This window comes from Halocynthiibacter sp. C4 (assembly GCF_028823805.1).
GTDB lineage: Bacteria > Pseudomonadota > Alphaproteobacteria > Rhodobacterales > Rhodobacteraceae > Falsihalocynthiibacter > Falsihalocynthiibacter halioticoli.
This window is the reverse complement of sequence record NZ_JAPEIE010000001.1, coordinates 1,086,696-1,106,784: the sequence shown is the minus strand read 5'-3', so window position 1 is coordinate 1,106,784 and position 20,089 is coordinate 1,086,696. Positions and strand designations below refer to the sequence as shown.

Genomic DNA, 20,089 nt, shown 5'->3' with positions numbered 1-20,089 from the left:
GTCGCGCCTATGTCTCGAAGCTATCGCGGACCATACGGTCAAGCGCCATAACGCCCCAGCCCGTTGCGCCCGCTGGCGCAAAGGCAGACTCACCAGACACCTGAGCAACACCGGCAATATCGAGGTGAATCCAGGGCGTTTCGTCCTTGATGAACCGTTGCAGGAATTGCGCCGCCGTGATCGATCCCGCCGCACGTCCGCCGATATTTTTCATATCTGCCTTACGCGATTTCAGGAGTTTGTCATAGCTCGACCCAAGCGGCATCCGCCAAGCGCCCTCACCTTCGAGCTTGGCAGCCTTCAGGAAATTATCGCAGAATTTATCGTCGTTGGAGAACACACCCGCGTTGTCATGACCAAGCCCGATGATGATCGCGCCAGTGAGCGTCGCAAGATCAACGATCGCGGAAGGTTTAAATGTTTCCTGCGCATACCAGAGCACATCGCACAGCACGAGCCGCCCCTCGGCATCGGTATTGAGGACTTCAATCGTATCGCCCTTCATAGAGGTGATGATATCCCCCGGACGCATCGCTTTGCCGTCCGGCATATTCTCGACAATACCAACGAGGCCAACAACATTTGCCTTTGCTTTGCGCAAGGCAAGCGTGCGCATAACACCCGAGACAACGCCCGCGCCGCCCATGTCCATGGTCATATCTTCCATGCCGGCGGAGGGCTTGATCGAAATACCGCCCGTGTCAAAGACAACACCCTTGCCGACAAGTGCGAGTGGGGCTTCATCACCACCGCCATTCCATTTCATGACCACAACCTTGGAGGGGCTTTCGCTGCCTTGACCAACAGCAAGAAGCGCGCCCATGCCAAGTTTCTCAAGCTCTGCTTCCTCAAGGATTTCAACCTCAAGGCCGAGTTCCTGCATCGCTGCAAGACGAGCGGCAAAATCATCCGTCGTAAGTACGTTGGAGGGTTCGTTCACCAAATCACGGGTGAAGAACACACCTTCCGCAACAGCCGCCATCGGTGCTGCTTTCGCGGCCACTTCTTCGGGCTTAGCCACATGGAACCGTACCTCTCCCAGATCTTTACCGTCGCCAGTTTTATGCGCATCGAAGGTATAGGCACGCAGCGCAATGCCCAGCGAAATCTCTGCGGCCTTGCCAATATTGCCCGCACAGACGAGCGCGCCCGCTTCACCAAGCGATTTACCGATTAAGGCGCCTGCTTTACGAGCGGCATCCACACTTGGGCGACGTGGAAGGCGAATGACGTGCACCGCCTCGGCTTTTAGACCCGTCGGGAAAGACATCTCGTGCCCCTCGCCCTCTTTGAGCTTTTCGAAACGCTCGCTTTCCTGCAGACGGCCCAGCGCCCCTTTGGTCAGGCGGTTGAGTCTGCGAACCGAGCGATCCATCCGCCCTTGTGGTTCCAGAAAAACGACAACACGCCCCGGAAATTCGGCGATTTCATCAAGATTGGTTTCGTCAAAAAAGAGGGAAACGGGCGTTGTCATATATTACTCCTGATGCAGTTGTTGCTCATTGGTAGCTTCTTGTACCGACCAACACCAGATAGCAGTTTTCCCGCCGATAAGAATCCGATACCTTTCGTTGGATTATTGATTTGTCCATTGGAGCGCGTGTGGCGAGATTCGACAGATATGTTCTGACCCAACTGCTTGTGTTTTTTGGGTTTTTCTCGTTGGTACTCGTCCTTGTATACTGGGTAAACCGCGCTGTATCGCTGTTTGACCAACTTATCGCGAGCGGTTCCTCCGCGGGCGTGTTCCTCGAATTTACCGCTCTTACCCTGCCGCGCGTGATTCTTCTGGTCTTGCCGTTCTCGGCATTTGTCGGAACGCTCTATGCGATCAACCGTCTAAGTTCGGAAAGCGAGTTGGTCGTGGTGCAATCTTCGGGCTATAGCCCCTATCGCATGGCGCGGCCCGTTTTTGTTTTTGGCGCTATCGTCGCATTGATGATGGGCGTTCTCGCCAATTTTCTCGTTCCGATTGCCCATGGAAAACTTGATGATCGCCGCGCAGATATGGCGCAAAACGTGACGGCGAAAATCCTTGTTGATGGCACCTTTCTGCATCCAACCAAGGGCGTAACGCTTTATATCCGCAATATCTCACCGGAGGGCGCGCTTTCGGATGTGTTCTTGTCAGACGCTCGTTCGCCTGGAGTCCGCACATCCTATTCGGCTAAACGAGCCTTGATAGTCGACGACGATGAAGGGCCAAAACTTCTTATGTTTGATGGGATAGCCCAGAGCTTGCGCGCCGAAGCCCAACGCCTGTTTACCACGCGGTTTGACGATCTGGTGTTTGATATCTCCGATCTTACTGGTTCACCACGCCGCTCCACGCGCCGCATACAAGAACTCTCTACGCTTGAGCTTTTGAACCCAACACCCAAGCTTGAGAAGGAAACCAGAAGCAAAGCAACGCGCATGCTATACCAAGGGCACCAGAGGATTGTTCAGCCGCTCTCAGCGATTTCGACAGTGCTGTTGGCCTTCTCCTGTCTCCTACTTGGTAACTACAGCCGCTTCGGGCTTTGGCCGCAGATTATTCTTGCGATCACGCTTTTGATCATCACCAAAGTTGTCGAGACAGCGACAGTTGACTTGGCCCAGCAATCCACAGGGCATTGGCCGGCGGCTTATCTTACCGTCATTGTCGGGCTTTTACTGGCGTTCTTGAATTTGTGGATCGCGGCCAACCCGAATGTGGTAAAGCGCGTGAAAAGGCGAATGGCATGACGCTTTATCTTTATATCGGGCGTAAATTCTTAAAGATATTTCTGGGTGTATTTGCCGGTTTCTATGGCATTGCGTTCCTACTTGATATTGTTGAACAGGTACGCCAGTTCTCCGGGACAGGCGTTTCGATCGCCGAAATATTGCATCTCGCACTCCTGAAAACTCCAGAGGCAATGTATGCCATTCTGCCGCTGGTGATGATCCTTGCGACCCTTGCGCTTTTCCTCGGGTTGGCACGCAGCAGCGAACTTGTGGTCATCCGCGCATCCGGTCGCTCCGCAATCCGAAGCCTTGCCTCTCCGGTGGTCGTCGCGCTTTTGATCGGCGTTGTGAGCGTTGCGGCCTATAACCCAATAGTTGCGGCAACAAAGCAGCAGTACGAAAAGGTCGCGCAATCGCATCGCCAGACGCAGCAAAATACAATGTCCGTAAGTTCAGAGGGCTTGTGGCTTCGGCAGGTCTCGGAAACTCAACAATCCGTAGTGAGAGCCTCGGAAGCCAATCTTGACGGAACAGAGCTCTGGAATACTACTTTCATCAATTTTGACGACGACGGCGACCCTGTTGTTCGGATCGAAGCGGCTCATGCCAAGTTGATGGACGGTTACTGGGAGCTTTACGGCATTAAGAAATGGCCCCTACAAGACACCAACAACCCAGAACGCGACGCGGAATTGTTGGAACGGATGGATTTGCCAACCGACCTAACACGAGACCAAATCCGCGATAGTTTTGGCACTCCGAATGCAATTTCGATCTGGGAGCTTCCAGCCTTCATCGACACGCTGGAGCGCGCAGGGTTTTCTGCGCTAAAGCACCGCGTCTGGCTGAATCGTGAACTTGCCATGCCGATTATGTTTGTGGCTATGGTCTTGATCGGTGCCGGTTTCACAATGCGGCATACGCGTTTTGGTCGAACAGGAACCATGGTTCTATTTTCAATTCTGCTTGGGTTCAGCCTGTTTTTTATCCGTGATTTCGTTCAGATATTCGGAGAGAACGGTCAGGTGCCGGTATTGCTTGCAACTTGGAGCCCACCAGTCGTCGCGATCAGCATCGCGGTCGCCATCTTGTTGCACATGGAGGATGGATGACCAAGTTTGCGACAATTTTCGCGGCACTCTTTGTATGGGGGGCTGCTGCGCTTGCCCAAAGTTCGGGTGCGTCAGGCAGCAACGATGCAGCGGCGTCGCTTGTTGCTGATTCACTTACTGTGGACGAAGATGGCTCTCTGGTTGCCGATGGCAATATCGAAGTCGTTTTCCAAGGTCGTAAATTAACAGCCGACAAGATTACCTATTCCCCCAAATCCGATAAACTTTCGATAACCGGCCCGATCCGGCTATCTGACGGCACCAACATCCGGATTCTTGCAGAAGCAGGCGAACTTGATTCCGCTTTTGAAAACGGAATTCTGACCGGTGCTCGATTGGTATTGAACTCACGTGTTCAAATTGCCTCCGAGCAGATCCAGCGTGTAAACGGTCGTTATACCCAACTCTATAAGTCCGTTGCGTCGTCTTGCCAGACTTGCTTGGGGAACCCGACGCCGCTTTGGGAAATCCGCGCGGACCGCGTAACGCACGACAATATCGAAAAACAGATATATTTCGAGCGCGCGCAATTCCGTTTCATGGGGGTTCCCCTCGCCTATATCCCGAACCTTCGGATGCCTGATCCTTCGGTAGAGCGCTACAACGGCTTCCTCGTCCCTCGTGCGATTTCGGACTCAAACCTCGGAATTGGTATTGCTACCCCCTACTTCATCACCCTTGGCGACAGTCGCGACGTGACGCTCACACCGATCATCGCAACAGAAACCACGACCTTGGCAGTCCGCTATCGTCAGGCGCTGAGAGATGGGTTTATTACCGCAGAGGGAGCCGTTTCTAGAGATACCCTACGCCCTGGAGAAACGCGGGCGTATTTGTTTGCAGATGGTGATTTCAAACTTCCGAATGACTATAAGCTGGCGCTCGGTATCCAGCTGGTTTCTGATCGCGCCTATCTATTGTCTTATGATTTTTCTAACCGCGATATTCTCGTGAATGACGCGAAGTTAAGTCGCGTGAAGCGTAACAACTATGTCGAAGGAACAATCGTCGACACCTATTCACTCCGAGATTCCGTCGACAACGACACACAACCCAACCTATCCGCAGATGCCATTTATGAACGCCGCTTCGCGCCGAGCGGGGTTGGCGGGCAAGCCTATGCTAAATTCACGCTGCACGCCCACGAACGCAAATCTAATGCGAACGTTGTCGGGCGAGACGTTGCACGCACATCGTTTGAAGGCAATTGGCAACGCAGTGATGTGTTGTTTGGCGGGATATTGGGAACCGCTGTTGCAGACGCCTCCTTTGACTTTTACGGCATCAACAATGACAGCAACTACCCGCCGAACCTTTCCCGATCAAACGCAACAATAGGCGGCGAGTTTCGGTTGCCAATGCAGAAGTTCACGTCACGCGGTACGAGCCACCTGCTCGAACCGGTCGCGCAACTGCTCTATACCGCGTCTTCCGGTGAAGAGCCGCCGAACGAAGACAGCACCGAAGCCCAACTGGACGAAGCAAATCTCTTCTCCCTTTCCCGATTCCCCGGTGTGGACCGTCGCGAAACCGGCCTCCGGGCAAACATTGGCCTGAAGTATCGGCAAATTACCGCTAGTGGTTGGAACTTTGGAGCGACGGTTGGACGTGTGCTTTGGCAGGAAGACACCGGCCTTTTCAACGAAGGTTCCGGACTTGACGGTATTCGTTCTGACTGGCTTGCAGCACTCGAACTCAGCCTTCCAAATGACCTTTCATTCTCGTCACGAAATCTGATCAATGACGGCTTTCGCTTTACGCAAAGTGAAACTCTCATCGAATACGACAAAGGTCCGCTTCGCCTTGCCACAGGCTATATCTGGCTGCGTCCGGAGCCCGCGATCGACCGCGATACGAATGTTTCTGAATGGAACTTCCTTGCCGATTACAGGGTGAATGATAACTGGAAAGCTGTGACTGAGTGGCGGTATGACTTCGAAGCCCAATCTCCAGCGCGGGCCGGACTTAGCTTGACCTACACCAACGAGTGTATCGAGGTCGATCTTTCAATATCTCGACGCTTCACCTTCAATGATGAAGTTGACCCCACAACACGATTTGGCTTCTCTCTTGCGCTTCTTGGCTTTGGAGACAATAACAGTAGTCGCAAAATCCGCAGCAAACGCTGCCGTGTGTAACGAATATGCTGCCATTGCAGCAGGAACAGGACGAAACAGATATGAGAGCACGACGTTTTTTTGCTCATCTGGCTGTTATGGCAAGCCTTGGTCTCGCTGCCCTCTCCGGCACAACAAACCAAACACTGGCCGAGTCTCCGTTCGATCCTGTGATCTATGTGAATGACGAAGTCATTACACGCTACGAAGTTGAGCAGCGGCAAAAGTTTCTGAAAGTCCTTGGTAACGCTGGCGATCTCCAAAAAGCAGCGCAGGACCGTTTGATCGAAGAAAGCCTGTATCGCCTCGCAGGCCGACGTTACGGTATCGAGCCAACTCAAGAAGAAATCGAAGAAGGCATGGCAGAATTTGCCGCCCGCGCCGAGCTGGAACCCCAAGAGTTCATCATGGAACTTGAAAAAGAGGAAATCGACGCCTCCACTTTCCGCGATTTTGTAACCGCCGGTATTATCTGGCGGAACGTAGTTGGCGGCCGCTTTGGGGCTCGAGCAACGGTTACCGAAGCAGAAATCGACCGCGCACTATCCTTGTCCTCTAACACAGGTGGCATCCGTGTATTGCTCTCGGAAATCATCTTACCTGCCGATACGCCCGAAAACGCAGAACGTGCTGCAGACCTCGCCAAAGAAATCGCGCTTATCACTTCGGAAAAGAGTTTCTCTGCAGCGGCAGCGCAGGTTTCTGTATCGCCATCACGCGAGAATGGCGGTCAATTGGATTGGCTTAATCTGTCAAATCTACCGCCAACAATCCGACCGATTTTGCTGACAATGACTCCAGGTGAAATTACGGACCCTATCGAGTTGCCTGATGCTATCGCGATTTTCCAGTTGCGCGGGCTGCAAGAAACAGGCCCGGTAATCGAGTCCGAAGTTGCGGTTGAATATGCCCGCCTTTACGTCCCGCTAAGCTCACCGGAAAAAGAGATCATCGCCGCGCGGAACATCCGCGAAACCAATGATACTTGCGAAGACCTTTACGGCACATATGGCGATTTGCCCGTGGAAAATTTCGAGATCATTTCCCAAGCAAGCCGCGACGTTCCCGCAGATATTGCGCGCGAACTTGCGTTGCTGGACGAAGGGGAAACCTCCTCGCGACTGCGCCGCAACAACGGACAGACGATGGTTGTTTTGATGCTATGTGGCCGAACTGCCGCCCTCCCCGAAGATGCCGATCGCGAAGCTATTCGTGCCTCACTGTTCAATCAACGGCTGTCCTCTTATGCAAGCGGGTATCTTGGTGAGCTGCGCGCCAACTCGCAAATTCGGTATCCATGAGCCTCGCGCCTGTTGCTCTGACATGTGGCGAACCGGCTGGCATTGGGCTTGAGCTGGCTGAAAAGGCCTATGCCGCGCTCAGCACTTCGGTCCCATTTTTCCTGATTGCTGATCCCATGCATCTCTCTGAACAGCAGTCATATGTCGAGATAGCGCATCCGGCAGAGGCCATCGCCGCTCTTGAAAATGGCCTCCCCGTTCTGCCGCACAAATTTCCTGCACCCAATACGGCGGGAAAAGCTGATCCCGCAAACGCACGCGCTGTTGTTGAAGTCATTGAGCGCGCAGTTAGTCTTGTTCAGTCGGGCGAGGCTTCGGCTGTTTGCACAAACCCGATCAACAAGAAAGCGCTCAAAGACGGAGCCGGGTTTGAGTTTCCGGGGCACACAGAATTTCTTGCGCATCTAGGCGGCGTAGAGCGCGTTGTGATGATGCTTGCGAGCGAGCAGCTGCGTGTTGTTCCAGCAACCATCCATATCGCTCTGAAAGACGTCCCAAAGCAACTCACCGCAGAATTGCTGCAAGACACGATTCGAATTACTGCTGAAGGATTGCGAGCGGATTTTGGCATTTCCAATCCACGTATCTCCGTTGCCGGTCTAAATCCGCACGCTGGTGAAGGCGGCGCGATGGGGACGGAAGAACAGGATATGATTTCAGGCGTTCTCAGAGCCCTACAGCAAGAAAACGGCTCCTTTACGCTGGACGGCCCTCTCCCTGCGGATACGATGTTCCACGCACGCGCACGAGCCGGATATGACGCTGCGGTCTGCATGTATCACGATCAGGCGTTGATCCCGATCAAGACGCTTGATTTTGATCGCGGCGTGAATGTGACTCTCGGATTGCCATTTGTTCGCACCTCACCCGATCACGGAACCGCATTTGACATCGCGGGGCGTGGCATAGCCGACCCCACAAGCCTGATTGAAGCGCTAAAACTCGCGCACCATATGGCGAGCCGTCGCGCGGCAGCACGCACAAAAAAGACAGGATAGCGCGCCATGGCAACTATTGATTCTCTCCCCCCCCTGTCAGAAGTCATAAAAACGCATGGGCTTGCCGCCAAGAAGTCGCTCGGGCAAAACTTCCTGCTTGATCTCAATCTAACTGCCAAGATCGCGCGGCAGGCCGGTGATCTAACAGGGTGTGATGTGCTTGAGGTCGGGCCCGGTCCCGGTGGCTTGACGCGCGGGTTGCTTGCGGAAGGCGCGCGTCGCGTGCTTGCCGTGGAGAAAGACAGCCGATGTCTTCCCGCCCTTGAAGAAATCGCGGCGGCCTATCCAGATCAGCTAACTGTCATCAATGGCGATGCTCTGGAGGTGAACCCGCTGACGGCGCTGACACCTCCGATCCGTATCGTGGCGAATTTGCCCTATAACGTTGGAACCGAACTCCTTGTTCGATGGCTCACACCAAAGGACTGGCCGCCGTTTTGGGATAGCCTCACCTTGATGTTCCAACGCGAGGTCGCAAACAGGATTGTCGCCGAACCAGGTAGCAAAGCCTATGGCCGTCTCGCCATACTCGCACAATGGCGTTGTGAGGCAAGAATAGTGATGTCCTTGCCGCCAGAAGCCTTTTCTCCGCCACCTAAAGTTCATTCGGCGGTCGTGCATCTTCAAAAACGGGATAAACCGTTGTTTGAAGCAGATCCCAAGGTGTTGTCGCGGGTTGTTGCTGCTGGGTTTAATCAACGGCGTAAGATGCTGCGCGCTTCCTTGAAAAGCGTTGCGCCCGATATCGAAGACCGACTAATCGCCTCTGGCATCAAGCCAACAGAGCGCGCAGAACAGGTTTCAATCGAGCAGTTCTGTGCTTTGGCACGCAACATCGCGGCAGGCTAATCGCTCTATACCGAAACACAATTAAAGACACAAAAAAGGCGCCAAAACAAACTGTTGGCGCCTTTTCTAAATGTTCTACTTAAAGATCAGTCTTCGCTAGCGGCCTGCACTTCTGGTGCGGCCTCAGGCTCAGCTGGTTTACTCTTGCGTGCACGTGGTTTCTTCGGCGCGGGCTCTTTTTGAACCTCGGCGGCTTCAGGCTGCTCGCCTTGTGCCGCTTGATCTACAGGCTTCGGATTACGCGGCTTGCGTGGCCGACGGTTCTGCGGCTTGCTTGGCTTTGTTTCCGGTGTGTCGACCAATGCGCTTTCGGATTGTGTATCCATGACATCAGGTTGCGGCGCATTCGCAGGATCATCCGCATACGGCTGCTGGCCGGATTTCTGCTGGTTTTCCTGCCGCTCAAGGCGCTCTGCCCGCTCGGCATCGCGTTGTGCTTGGCGCTCGCGGTTCTGAGCTTCTTGTGCCTCGCGCTTTGCTTCCATCTCACGCTGGTTCTCTGCAAGAAGGCGCGTGTAATGTTCGGCGTGCTGCGCAAAGTTTTCGGCGGCAACCCGGTCGTTCGCAAGCTGCGCATCACGGGTAAGCTGGTTGTATTTATCGATGATTTGCTGCGGGGTTCCGCGCACTTTTCCCTCTGGACCGGAACTATCAAATACTCGGTTGGAGATATTTCCGCCCGGTTGGGAATTGCGGTTGCGATTATTCTTGCCCCGCGAACGTGTCTTAGAAGATCTCATAAATTGTTTACCCAGCCCTATTCATGGCATTCGTAAGGACCACTACCGCGCCTCTTGCGTGGGGTTTCTAAACCGGGCCTGACGATTTCTGGCTTATAAACAAGGGGGACCGCTCTCGCATCCGCCTCCTTGCGTAGTCCTGAGTAAACACGATGGCACGGGGAAAACAAGTCAAAACTCGCATTTCCCGCGTTTCCTTGGCGTTTTTTGACCGATTTGCGGCGAAAACCCTACGAATTACTTAAGATTACCCGAAACAACACGATCATGCCCAGCGTAGTCTTTGCTTATTCTCACGTTCACAAACCCTTCATTTGCAAACATTTCCGCGACCGCCTCGCCCTGATCAAAGCCGATTTCGACAATCAGCCGACCTTCTTTATTTAGCCAGCGCGGCGCTGCTTGCGTGATGATACGATAGGGCTCGAGCCCATCCCCCCCGGGGGTAAGCGCGATTTCCGGTTCCCAATCTCGCACTTCCGGCGCGAGCTCCTGCATCGCGTCTGCTGCAATATAGGGTGGATTTGAAACGATAAGATCAAAACGCTGTTCTGGCAGAGCATCAAGCCAATTGCTTTGGACAAACTCTGCGCGGCCTTCGATCCCCAAGCGCTTAGCGTTTTCAGCGGCAACCTTCAGCGCGGCTGGCGACACATCACAGCCGACACCACGCGAATTCGGAGTTTTATGCAGCAGTGTCAAGAGAATACAACCCGAACCTAATCCAATATCAAGCACGGACTCGAATGGCTTTTCCAAGGCGATTTCTACGAGGTGTTCTGTTTCAGGACGAGGATCAAGAACATCTGGCGTCACAGTGAATTCCAGGCCAAAAAACTCACGTTTTCCGATGATCTGCGCAACGGGCTGGCGCTTTTCGCGCGCAGAAAGCATCCGCTCAAATTGGGAAAATTGGGCATCGGTGACATCATCCTCACCCATCAGAGTAAGCCGCGTACGGTCAATTCCCAAAGCTGCAGCAAGCAAGACGCGTGCATCTCGCGCCGGATCGACGACGCCGCTCTCCTTTAGCCGCCGCGTCGCAGCCGCAAGGCGCGCCGTCAGCGTCATCCTTCCATTTCGGCCAGCATCGTGGCCTGTGCATCGGCTGTGAGTGCGTCGATTATCTCGTCCAATTCGCCTGCCATCACCTGATCCAGCTTATAAAGCGTCAGGTTAATACGGTGGTCCGTCATGCGGCCTTGAGGGAAGTTATAGGTACGGATGCGTTCGGACCGGTCGCCAGAGCCAACCTGGCTTTTACGGTCGGCGGAGCGTTCGTCATGGAGCTTCTGACGCTCCATATCATAGAGCCGCGTACGCATGACCTGCATCGCGATTTCACGGTTGCGGTGCTGGGATTTCTCCGCACTCACCACGATGATTCCGGTTGGGATATGGGTAATCCGCACCGCAGAATCGGTTGTGTTCACGTGCTGCCCACCAGAACCAGAAGCACGCATGGTATCGATCCGAAGATCATTGGGGTTGATAACCAAATCCACCTCTTCCGCTTCAGGAAGAACCGCCACGGTCGCCGCAGAAGTATGGATTCGCCCGCCGCTTTCGGTTGTCGGAACCCGCTGCACGCGATGCACACCGCTTTCAAACTTAAGTCGCGCAAAGACGTTTTCGCCGGAAACCCGCGCAACAAGCTCTTTCACGCCGCCAAGCTCGCTCTCTTGGAATTCGATGATCTCGAACTTCCAGCGCCGCGATTCTGCATACCGCTGGTACATGCGCATCAGATCACCAGCAAACAAGCTCGCCTCATCTCCGCCTGTGCCCGGACGAATTTCGAGCATCGCAGGGCGAGCATCAGCCTCGTCCTTGGGCAGAAGCGTTAGCCGCAGCGCTTGCTCCACCTCTGGAAGGCGTGCACGCATCTCCGGAAGCTCTTCTTCGGCCAGCGCTTTCATCTCGGGATCAGAGAGCATTTCCTCTGCTTCTTCGATATCCGCGACGAGCTGTTGATAGGCAGCGATTTCTTCGACAACCGGTTTCAGGTCGGAATATTCCTTGGCCAGCGCGGCAATATCCGTGCCTGCTGCGCCCTCGGCCATGGCGGCCTCCAGGAATTCAAACCGCTGGGTGATCTGCATGAGTGTATCGTTAGGAACCATGCGCCTGTGTTGGGCTATCGCGACGATTTGGTCAAGAGGCACCGACATGCTATAATCGCGGGATGAAGGGTTTGAGCATTGTTTTCGCCCTGTTGGGCGGAATGGTACATGCGGATACGGCACCGCCCCTGCCGCAAATTTCGTGCTATTGTACAGATACAGGTGGTGAACGCGTAGAACTTGGGCAATCAGCTTGCCTTCAGGTAGGGCAACGGATGTTTACCGCCCGCTGTGAAATGTCGCTGAATGTGCCGATCTGGCGCGAAAAGAGCGAAGGATGCGCTGTGTCATCCCTGCCCTCGCGTACCGAAGCTGTCTCTTCCCCTCAGGGGTAATCACTTTGCTGGCTCCAGCCGCTCCACCAACCGCGCAAAAAATGATGCGCCAATTGGAAGAATCTCGTCGTTAAAATCGTACGCTGGGTGGTGAACCGAAATCGGCGTGTCCTGACCAAGGTTCAGATAGGCGCCGGGGCATTTCTCAAGCATATAGGCAAAGTCCTCTGACCACATACCGCGCAGAGTATCGCCATCAACGGAGTCTTCACCGGCGATCTCTTGCGCGACCTGTACGGCCTTTTCAGTCTCTGCGGGGTGGTTGATCGTGGGCGGGTAGCCTTTGTTGTATTTCAGCTCGATATCAACGTCATAAGCCAGCGCATGCCCTTTACAGAGCGCTTCCAACCGCGAAATCACCATCGCCTGCACGCCTTTGTCAAAGCTTCGCACAGTGCCGTTGATATAGGCGGTGTCTGGAATGATATTATCCGCGCTGCCGCTATGGATCTGCGTGACCGAAACGACGAGGTCATCGGTTGTCGCGTGATTACGGCTCACAATCGTCTGGATTGCCTGCACAAGCCCGACCGCGGCAATCAGCGGATCTTTGGTCATTTGCGGCGCGGCACCATGGCCGCCACTCCCGCGCACGTGAATATCAAAATCATCAACCGCCGCCATCATCGGTCCGGGGGTTGTTGCAAACATCCCAAGCGGCAATTCAGTGGCATTATGCAACGCATACACAGAGGAGATATCAAACCGTTCGATAATACCTTCCTCACACATCACGCGCGCACCACCTCCGCCCTCCTCAGCTGGTTGAAAGATCAGCGCAACGCGCCCAGTGAAATTTCGCGTTTCGGCAAGGTATTTCGCCGCACCCAGCAGCATGGATGTATGACCGTCATGACCACAGGCGTGCATCTTGCCCTCAACCAAGGAAGCATAGTCCGCACCTGTTTCCTCGGTAATCGGCAGCGCATCCATATCGGCGCGCAATCCGATGGTCGGCCCTTCGCCCTGCCCATTGATGATCGCCACCAAACCCGATTCCGCGATACCTTCGTGCAATTCATCCACGCCAAATGCCCGCAACTTCTCCGCGACAAAAGCCGCTGTCTCGTGGCATTCGAAACCAAGCTCGGGATGCTGGTGCATCCAGTGCCGCCATTCTGTCATTTCGGCGGTAAAGTCGCCAATTCGGTTAATTATGGCCATGCTACTGGACTCCTATTCGTGCATTTGCGTTAGATGTCGCAAACCGATGATATCCGCGAACGTTCGCAGAGATTCCACGGACAGAGTGTTTCGCAAAGCAGAGAGGCCCGCAATGGCAATTGATCCCCTTCTTTCCTCTACGGGCGAAATTTCGCGACTGCTCGAGATAATGTCGCGACTGCGTGATCCAGAAACCGGTTGCCCTTGGGATGTGGAGCAGGACTTCGCCACTATCGCGCCCTACACCATCGAGGAAGCCTATGAGGTTGCCGATGCGATTGAGCGCGGCGAAATGAACGAGCTTGAGGGTGAATTGGGTGATTTGCTGCTTCAGGTGGTCTTTCACGCGCAGATGGGATCGGAAAAGGGGCATTTCGACTTTGAAAGCATCACCCGCTCCATCAGCGACAAGATGATTGACCGCCACCCCCATGTGTTTGGCGATGAATCCCGCGACAAATCCGCAGAACAACAGACGCGCGATTGGGAGAAGATAAAAGCTGCCGAACGTGCAGGTAAGGATCAGGGCGGCGCATTGGATGGCGTTGCGGTCGGGCTTCCGGCGCTGCTGCGGGCCGTCAAATTGCAAAAACGCGCTGCGCGTGTGGGGTTTGACTGGCCTGATATCAGCCAAGTTTTGGATAAGGTGGTTGAGGAAACACAAGAGTTGGCCGAAGCGCGAGACACGCTCTCCCAAGCGGAGGTGGAGGAAGAATTTGGAGACTTGTTATTTGTTATGGCGAATGTCGCGCGTCACATGAATGTTGATCCAGAGGCCGCACTACGCGCTGCGAATGGCAAGTTTACAAGGCGCTTCGAACAAATAGAAGCTCGATTGGCAGAGGGCGGCCGGCGGCCCGAAGACTCTACGCTTGAAGAAATGGACTCTATTTGGAACGCGGTTAAAGAGGCGGAAAAGCGGGCGCGAAAATGACGCATCCTAATTCCGACTTTTTTAATCAAAAATTCGCGCGCACCCCTTGACCTGAGCATTTTACTCGGATTTAACGCGATCAAACGCAAACTTGGAGTTCATAACAATGCGCTTGATTACAACTGTCGCGGCAATTGCCATGGCCGCACCCGCTCTCGCCGAAGAAGTTAACGTCTATTCCTATCGCCAGCCCGAGTTGATCGCGCCGCTCACAGACGCGTTCACCGAAGAAACAGGCATCAAAGTTAACGTCGCCTTCCTGAACCAAGGTATGGTCGAGAAGCTTGAAGCTGAGGGCGATCGCTCCCCTGCCGACCTCGTATTCACAGTTGATATTTCGCGCCTGAACAGCGTTGTCGAAGCAGGCCTGACACAGCCGGTCGAGAGCGAGGCGTTGCTGGCCACTGTTCCTGCGAATTACCGCGACCCAGAAGGCCACTGGTATGGTCTCACAACTCGCGCGCGTATCGTTTATGCATCGAAAGACCGTGTCGCTGACGGCGAAGTAACAACTTATGAAGACCTTGCCGACCCGAAATGGGAAGGCCGCATCTGTACCCGCTCCGGTACACACGCTTATAACGTTGCGCTGACGTCTGCGATGCTGGTTCATCACAGCGAAGAAGAAGTGAAAGAATGGCTCGAAGGCGTAAAGGCTAACCTTGCGCGCAAGCCACAGGGCAACGACCGCGCACAGGTCAAAGCGATCTGGGCAGGTGAGTGCGATATCGCCATTGGCAACACCTACTACATGGGCAAAATGCTCGCCGATGAAGAGCAAAAAGAGTGGGCTGACGCGGTTAACATCGTGTTCCCAACCTTTGAAGACGCAGGCACACACGTCAACATTTCTGGTGTTGCTCTGGTGAAATCCGCACCGAACAAAGAAAACGCTGTCAAGCTGATGGAATTCCTGACTTCGCCGAAAGCTCAGGAAATCTACGCTGCTGCAAACTTCGAATACCCAATCGCGCCAGGCACAACTCCTGTTGATCTGGTTGCAAGCTGGGGCGAATTCACTGCTGATGACACAAACCTAATGGAAATTGCGAAACGCCGTGCAGACGCGCTTCGCCTCGTAGAAACAGTTGATTTCGACGGCTAAAACTTCACACAATTAAATTCTTAAGGCGGCCCTGCAACTTGCGGGGCCGCTTCTTTTTTGCCGACAATCGGGCTTGCAATTCGCGCGCGACAGTCGCACTCTCGGCCTTCGCCAACAACAGGACGTACCGATGACTCAAGACAAATCCCCACGCAAAATCATCATTGATACCGACCCAGGGCAGGACGATGCAGTAGCTATATTGCTTGCATTGGGGAGCCCAGAGGACGTTGAGGTTCTCGGCGTCACTGCGGTTGCGGGAAATGTTCCGCTCCCCCTCACCCAAAAGAATGCACGGATCGTCTGTGAGCTTGCGGGAAAGACCGAAGTACCTGTCTATGCAGGCTGTGAAGCGCCGATGAAACGCAAACTGGTAACAGCAGAGCATGTTCACGGCAAAACGGGCCTTGATGGTCCGGTCATGCCCGACCCGACCATGCCGCTCACGGATGGTCATGCCGTTGATTTCATTATTGAAACCCTACGAAGCCATCCAGAGAAAAGTGTCACTCTTTGCCCGCTCGGCCCGCTAACCAATATCGCAACGGCCTTTGCGAAAGCACCCGATATCGTGGACCGCGTGCGGGAGATTGTCCTAATGGGTGGTGCATATTTCGAAGTGGGGAACATAACTCCAGCGGCGGAATTTAACATCTATGTAGATCCAGAAGCCGCCGATATTGTGTTCAAGTCTGGCGTCCCGATTGTTGTGATGCCGCTCGACGTGACCCACAAAGCACTCACCACCGCCGAGCGCGTCGAAGCATTTCGCAATCTCGGAACTGAACCAGGCCGAATGGTTGCGGAATGGACCGACTTTTTCGAGCGCTTCGACAAAGAGAAATACGGCTCCGCAGGCGCGCCTCTGCATGACCCTTGCGTAGTTGCCTATCTCATCCAGCCAGAGTTGTTTTCAGGCCGTCATATCAATGTCGAGATTGAAACCGGCTCCGAGTTAACCCTTGGCATGACAGTTGCAGATTGGTGGGGCGTTACAGACCGCCCAGCGAATGCGATGTTCATGGGCGATTTGGATGCGGATGGCTTTTTTGCTCTTCTGACAGAGCGGATCGCCCGCCTATAGCGATAGAACAGGAGAGATCCGGTGTTTGCCTTTGACAACAGCTATGCTCGCCTCGCGCCCGATATGTTTGCGGAGGTAGCACCGACACCTGTAGAGGCGCCGGAACTGTTGGCGTTGAACCAAGAGCTCGCGCAGGAACTTGGCCTATCCGACTCCGAATTCCATTCCAACGAACTGCTTGAAATCCTATCGGGCAATCGCATTGCTAAAGGGTCTCAACCCATTGCGCAGGCCTATGCGGGGCATCAATTCGGCAACTTCGTTCCGCAACTTGGCGACGGTCGGGCGCACCTCCTCGGCGAAGTGATCGATAGCAACGGCCAGCGGCAGGATATCGTGCTCAAAGGGTCGGGCCGCACACCGTTCTCCCGAAATGGGGATGGCCGTGCATGGCTTGGCCCAGTCTTGCGCGAGTTTCTGGTTTCGGAGGCTATGCATGCGCTCAACGTACCCACAACGCGCGCTCTGGCCATCGTGGCCACAGGCGAGCGCGTCCAGCGCGAAACCGCTCTGCCCGGCGCGATTCTAACGCGCGTTGCCACAAGCCACCTTCGGGTGGGAACGTTTCAATATTTCGCCCAACGCGGCAATCTGGATGCGCTCAGCGCGCTGGTCGATATGGCGATTGAGCGCCACTACCCCGACGCAGAGGGGCCACTCGGCCTGCTGCACGCAACGGTCGCGTCTCAGGCCAAACTGATTGCCCAATGGCTAGGGCTTGGCTTCATTCACGGAGTGATGAACACCGATAACTGTCACATTGGCGGATTGACGATTGATTACGGACCTTGCGCCTTCATGGACGCGTTCAATCCCGAACAGGTCTATTCCTCGATCGACCGTATGGGCCGCTATGCCTATCAGAATCAGCCCGACATCGCCGCATGGAACCTTGCGCAATTTGCCAGCAGCCTTGTGCCCCTCTTGGGAGAAGAAAAAGCCGCGATTGCCGCTGCAACGGAAGCAGTAAACAGTTTTGGCCCGTTGTTCTTCCGCGCATGGATCGAGGTTTTCGGGCGCAAACTCGGCATTGCAGATGCAAAGCAGAGCGACCGCGATCTTATCTATGAATTTCTGAATATCCTCGCGAAAAACCGACTCGATTTCACAAATAGTTTCAAAGATTTGGCTGTTCATGGTCGCATCACTGAAGCGAAAGATATCGAAGAGCTAGATGCATGGTATAGCACTTGGAAATCACGCCTTGATGGCGAATCTAATCCGCAAGGGATTATGCGCGGCGCAAACCCAGCGGTCATCCCGCGCAATCACCGAATCGAAGCTGCGATTGTCTCGGCGGTAGGCGGCGACCTTGCCCCCTTTGCCGCGCTTCACACGGCTCTCTCGTCCCCGTATGAAACGCCTGAAGACCGAACACTCGTACAACCGCCAAAGCCCGAAGAGGTTGTCCAAGCGACCTTCTGCGGTACATAGGCTTAACGCGCAATTGCGCAAACTCTTGTTTTTCTAGGAAGAAAGTGGCGCGGTTGACGGGGCTCGAACCCGCGACCCCCGGCGTGACAGGCCGGTACTCTAACCAACTGAGCTACAACCGCGCAAGGCCGGGCAATTTCCAAAAGTGCAGTGGCGCGGTTGACGGGGCTCGAACCCGCGACCCCCGGCGTGACAGGCCGGTACTCTAACCAACTGAGCTACAACCGCGTATGCACTCCTGGGACTGTGCCCAAGCGTGAGGCTGCTTTTAGGGTGGTGCGCCCCTGCCGTCAAGCGCGGTTTGACGGAAAACTTTGCTTGAATGAAGATTTATTTGCACAGCAGCCGATACCCGAAGAAACCGAACAAAAAGTCGCTAAATTCGACGGCCAAAATCCGTAGCACGCCGATCCGGCGTTATCTAAATCTGGTGTATCAAGGGAAGAAATGGTGGGTCGTGAGAGGCTCGAACTCCCGACATCTTCGGTGTAAACGAAGCGCTCTACCAACTGAGCTAACGACCCGATGGCGGCTAATTAGCCTAGGGACGCGGGGGGATGCAAGAGCAAAAATGCGATTATTTCGCTTCTTTTAAAATTACTTCCTCACCACCCAAAATTCTGAAGATATAGCCTTGTGTATGAGGCAGTGCGCACATCTCTAAAAAGCTGAGATTACAGGCCAATCCGCGTAACATCGTGGACGTGATTCCATGTGTGGTCAGAACGCTCGGTTTTGTTAGGGAGTTCAGAAATGAAAGACAGCGCCCTCGCAATTGAGCCTCGCCCTCCCCGTTCGGGGCGTTGAGGTAGAAGCTGAAATCATCCGCGCACCGTTTAACGATTTCAGGCCACTCTTTTTCGATGTCCTTGCGAGCCTTCCCCTGGAAGTCACCAGCATCCACTTCGGCCAATCGCGCGTCTACGGTTGCATCTATGCCATGCGGCGCCAATGCGATCTTCGCGGTTTGTTGCGCGCGCCCAAGAGGGCTAACGAACACATCGACCTGCACAAACTCCTGAAACACCGCGGTCAGCAATCTGCCCTGCGTTTCCGCTTGCTGTATTCCTTGTCGCGTAAGCGGAGAATCCAACGCCCCTTGAAGCCGCCCCGCAAGGTTCCATTCAGTTTGCCCGTGGCGAAGAATGAACAAAGGAGGCGTTTTCAATGGCTTTCCAAGCATAGAATGACTGCTTTATGCCTCATCATTTTGCTCACCAATCCACCGCTGCGGACCTGATCCATGCGCAGCAAGAGCGTCGTCCGCATTGTAGAGCGGGCAGTTTTCAAGCGATAGGCATCCACATCCGATACAGTGATCAAGCTGGTCGCGCAGCTTCTCCATCAGGGCAATCTTCTCTGTAAGGAGCGCCTTCCATGGCTCCGCAGCCTCCGCCCAATCATCCGCTTTGATCACGCGATCTTGGGGCAAGCCTCCGAGCACTTCCTTGATGGTCGACAGGGGCAAACCAACCGATTGTGCCACACGAACGATAGCAAGTTTTCGGAGCTCCCCGCGATTGAAACGCCTGTGGTTGGCATCCGTCCGCCAGCTCTCGATTAGCCCTTCGGCCTCATAGTAATGCACCGTTGAAACGGGCACGCCTGCGCGCTTTGCGAAGTCCCCGACGGAAAGATCATTCGGCTTTATCCGTTGCGCGGCCACCCTACCCGCACCGCCTAAGCCGGTTTATGCTTCGGCTGCCGAACGCGACATACGTAAACGTCGGAATTCGGCTGCTCGTTCTTCTTCTTCACAACAAGCTTGCCGAAAGGTTGCAGGTTGAGGTCTTCGCCAGCGGCCAAAGCTTCGCCTAGAACAGCCAGAGCCGCTTCCACCGACGGCTTCACATCGCGTTTCTTTAGCTCTGATTTCACAACACAGCGTTCAATGAACTCTTTCTTTTTCAAGACAACAGTTGGAGCAGTGTCCTCTGAAACCTTCTCTACCGGCACTTCTGGCGCCGTAGCTTTTGGGGCTGCGGGTTTCGATGTCTTGCGGGGTTTTGTTGTCATTTTTCCGGTCCGGCTGTTGGAGTTGTCTGCAGGTTAGGACATCGACCCGCGTTTCACCATGCCTTGGC

18 protein-coding genes and 3 tRNA genes are annotated in these 20,089 nt (G+C 54.5%); 10 read left to right on the top strand and 11 right to left on the bottom strand.

The annotated features are described in order from the left end of the window. Window positions 1-7: 7 nt before the first annotated feature. Window positions 8-1,474: a leucyl aminopeptidase gene (locus OU789_RS05415; RefSeq protein ID WP_274653937.1), complete on the bottom strand. Its 1,467-nt coding sequence runs from the start codon at window positions 1,472-1,474 to the stop codon at window positions 8-10. A 128-nt stretch (window positions 1,475-1,602) separates the two neighbouring features. Between OU789_RS05415 and lptF the strand changes: the two genes are divergently transcribed. The 6 genes from lptF to rsmA are packed head-to-tail and all read left to right on the top strand — an operon-like array spanning window position 1,603 to window position 9,086. Beyond that, the gene (lptF, locus tag OU789_RS05410) at window positions 1,603-2,727 is read left to right on the top strand and encodes an LPS export ABC transporter permease LptF (protein WP_274653935.1); all 1,125 of its coding nucleotides are present in this window, start codon (window positions 1,603-1,605) and stop codon (window positions 2,725-2,727) included. After that, window positions 2,724-3,821 carry an LPS export ABC transporter permease LptG gene (gene lptG, locus OU789_RS05405; RefSeq protein ID WP_274653933.1) on the top strand — a complete coding sequence of 366 codons (1,098 nt, stop codon included), beginning with the start codon at window positions 2,724-2,726 and terminating at the stop codon, window positions 3,819-3,821. The genes lptF and lptG overlap by 4 nt, the downstream gene beginning before the upstream one ends. After that, window positions 3,818-5,959, top strand: coding sequence for an LPS-assembly protein LptD (locus tag OU789_RS05400; protein ID WP_274653931.1), 2,142 nt, complete (start codon window positions 3,818-3,820; stop codon window positions 5,957-5,959). Before lptG ends, OU789_RS05400 begins: the two co-directional genes overlap by 4 nt. A gap of 41 nt (window positions 5,960-6,000) precedes the next feature. Then, a complete protein-coding gene (locus OU789_RS05395) occupies window positions 6,001-7,239 on the top strand; it encodes a peptidylprolyl isomerase (protein ID WP_274653929.1) in 1,239 nt (412 codons plus the stop codon). Continuing rightward, window positions 7,236-8,237: a 4-hydroxythreonine-4-phosphate dehydrogenase PdxA gene (gene pdxA / locus OU789_RS05390; protein ID WP_274653927.1), complete on the top strand. Its 1,002-nt coding sequence runs from the start codon at window positions 7,236-7,238 to the stop codon at window positions 8,235-8,237. Before OU789_RS05395 ends, pdxA begins: the two co-directional genes overlap by 4 nt. A gap of 6 nt (window positions 8,238-8,243) precedes the next feature. After that, complete coding sequence (rsmA, locus tag OU789_RS05385) at window positions 8,244-9,086, top strand: 16S rRNA (adenine(1518)-N(6)/adenine(1519)-N(6))-dimethyltransferase RsmA (protein ID WP_274653925.1); 843 nt, start codon at window positions 8,244-8,246, stop codon at window positions 9,084-9,086. A gap of 86 nt (window positions 9,087-9,172) precedes the next feature. Here rsmA and OU789_RS05380 read toward each other — a convergent pair whose 3' ends face one another. The 4 genes from OU789_RS05380 to OU789_RS05360 form a co-directional block, all read right to left on the bottom strand. Further along, window positions 9,173-9,826 carry a DUF4167 domain-containing protein gene (locus tag OU789_RS05380; protein ID WP_274653923.1) on the bottom strand — a complete coding sequence of 218 codons (654 nt, stop codon included), beginning with the start codon at window positions 9,824-9,826 and terminating at the stop codon, window positions 9,173-9,175. A gap of 237 nt (window positions 9,827-10,063) precedes the next feature. Next, a complete protein-coding gene (gene prmC / locus OU789_RS05375; RefSeq protein WP_274653921.1) occupies window positions 10,064-10,897 on the bottom strand; it encodes a peptide chain release factor N(5)-glutamine methyltransferase in 834 nt (277 codons plus the stop codon). Beyond that, window positions 10,894-11,949, bottom strand: coding sequence for a peptide chain release factor 1 (prfA, locus tag OU789_RS05370; RefSeq protein WP_274653919.1), 1,056 nt, complete (start codon window positions 11,947-11,949; stop codon window positions 10,894-10,896). The genes prmC and prfA overlap by 4 nt, the downstream gene beginning before the upstream one ends. 335 nt (window positions 11,950-12,284) lie before the next feature. Next, complete coding sequence (locus tag OU789_RS05360) at window positions 12,285-13,448, bottom strand: M20 aminoacylase family protein (RefSeq protein ID WP_274653917.1); 1,164 nt, start codon at window positions 13,446-13,448, stop codon at window positions 12,285-12,287. A gap of 112 nt (window positions 13,449-13,560) precedes the next feature. Between OU789_RS05360 and mazG the strand changes: the two genes are divergently transcribed. The 4 genes from mazG to OU789_RS05340 all read left to right on the top strand — a co-directional run bounded on the left by mazG (window position 13,561) and on the right by OU789_RS05340 (window position 18,005). Further along, window positions 13,561-14,382 carry a nucleoside triphosphate pyrophosphohydrolase gene (gene mazG / locus OU789_RS05355; RefSeq protein ID WP_274653914.1) on the top strand — a complete coding sequence of 274 codons (822 nt, stop codon included), beginning with the start codon at window positions 13,561-13,563 and terminating at the stop codon, window positions 14,380-14,382. 106 nt (window positions 14,383-14,488) lie between these two features. Continuing rightward, complete coding sequence (locus OU789_RS05350) at window positions 14,489-15,487, top strand: Fe(3+) ABC transporter substrate-binding protein (protein ID WP_263953480.1); 999 nt, start codon at window positions 14,489-14,491, stop codon at window positions 15,485-15,487. A gap of 130 nt (window positions 15,488-15,617) precedes the next feature. Continuing rightward, a complete protein-coding gene (locus OU789_RS05345; RefSeq protein ID WP_274653912.1) occupies window positions 15,618-16,571 on the top strand; it encodes a nucleoside hydrolase in 954 nt (317 codons plus the stop codon). Window positions 16,572-16,592: 21 nt separating this feature from the next. Next, window positions 16,593-18,005 (top strand): protein adenylyltransferase SelO, encoded by a 1,413-nt coding sequence (locus OU789_RS05340; protein ID WP_274653910.1) that lies wholly within the window; start codon window positions 16,593-16,595, stop codon window positions 18,003-18,005. Between the two features lie 45 nt (window positions 18,006-18,050). On the opposite strand, the gene OU789_RS05335 is transcribed toward OU789_RS05340, so the two are convergent. From OU789_RS05335 to OU789_RS05310, 6 genes are all read right to left on the bottom strand, one after another. Further along, window positions 18,051-18,127: transfer RNA gene (locus OU789_RS05335), tRNA-Asp, on the bottom strand. Window positions 18,128-18,156: 29 nt separating this feature from the next. Next, a tRNA-Asp gene (locus OU789_RS05330) sits at window positions 18,157-18,233 on the bottom strand. 220 nt (window positions 18,234-18,453) lie between these two features. After that, window positions 18,454-18,529, bottom strand: a tRNA-Val gene (locus OU789_RS05325). A 53-nt stretch (window positions 18,530-18,582) separates the two neighbouring features. Continuing rightward, entirely contained in the window at window positions 18,583-19,173 is a 591-nt protein-coding gene (locus OU789_RS05320) for a histidine phosphatase family protein (protein ID WP_274653908.1), read from the bottom strand. 27 nt (window positions 19,174-19,200) lie between these two features. Further along, window positions 19,201-19,671: a redox-sensitive transcriptional activator SoxR gene (soxR, locus tag OU789_RS05315; protein WP_263953484.1), complete on the bottom strand. Its 471-nt coding sequence runs from the start codon at window positions 19,669-19,671 to the stop codon at window positions 19,201-19,203. A 14-nt stretch (window positions 19,672-19,685) separates the two neighbouring features. Beyond that, a complete protein-coding gene (locus tag OU789_RS05310; protein WP_274653905.1) occupies window positions 19,686-20,021 on the bottom strand; it encodes an HU family DNA-binding protein in 336 nt (111 codons plus the stop codon). Window positions 20,022-20,089: the final 68 nt, after the last annotated feature.

What these genes read in the sequence shown, in the direction of transcription:
- pdxA (WP_274653927.1), top strand. Translation starts at nt 7,236, where the DNA reads ATGAGCCTCGCGCCTGTTGCTCTGACATGTGGCGAACCGGCTGGCATT.
- prmC (WP_274653921.1), bottom strand. Translation starts at nt 10,897, where the DNA reads ATGACGCTGACGGCGCGCCTTGCGGCTGCGACGCGGCGGCTAAAGGAG.
- OU789_RS05380 (WP_274653923.1), bottom strand. Translation starts at nt 9,826, where the DNA reads ATGAGATCTTCTAAGACACGTTCGCGGGGCAAGAATAATCGCAACCGC.
- OU789_RS05310 (WP_274653905.1), bottom strand. Translation starts at nt 20,021, where the DNA reads ATGACAACAAAACCCCGCAAGACATCGAAACCCGCAGCCCCAAAAGCT.
- OU789_RS05400 (WP_274653931.1), top strand. Translation starts at nt 3,818, where the DNA reads ATGACCAAGTTTGCGACAATTTTCGCGGCACTCTTTGTATGGGGGGCT.
- mazG (WP_274653914.1), top strand. Translation starts at nt 13,561, where the DNA reads ATGGCAATTGATCCCCTTCTTTCCTCTACGGGCGAAATTTCGCGACTG.
- OU789_RS05415 (WP_274653937.1), bottom strand. Translation starts at nt 1,474, where the DNA reads ATGACAACGCCCGTTTCCCTCTTTTTTGACGAAACCAATCTTGATGAA.
- rsmA (WP_274653925.1), top strand. Translation starts at nt 8,244, where the DNA reads ATGGCAACTATTGATTCTCTCCCCCCCCTGTCAGAAGTCATAAAAACG.
- OU789_RS05345 (WP_274653912.1), top strand. Translation starts at nt 15,618, where the DNA reads ATGACTCAAGACAAATCCCCACGCAAAATCATCATTGATACCGACCCA.
- OU789_RS05360 (WP_274653917.1), bottom strand. Translation starts at nt 13,448, where the DNA reads ATGGCCATAATTAACCGAATTGGCGACTTTACCGCCGAAATGACAGAA.
- lptG (WP_274653933.1), top strand. Translation starts at nt 2,724, where the DNA reads ATGACGCTTTATCTTTATATCGGGCGTAAATTCTTAAAGATATTTCTG.
- prfA (WP_274653919.1), bottom strand. Translation starts at nt 11,949, where the DNA reads ATGGTTCCTAACGATACACTCATGCAGATCACCCAGCGGTTTGAATTC.
- OU789_RS05350 (WP_263953480.1), top strand. Translation starts at nt 14,489, where the DNA reads ATGCGCTTGATTACAACTGTCGCGGCAATTGCCATGGCCGCACCCGCT.
- OU789_RS05395 (WP_274653929.1), top strand. Translation starts at nt 6,001, where the DNA reads ATGAGAGCACGACGTTTTTTTGCTCATCTGGCTGTTATGGCAAGCCTT.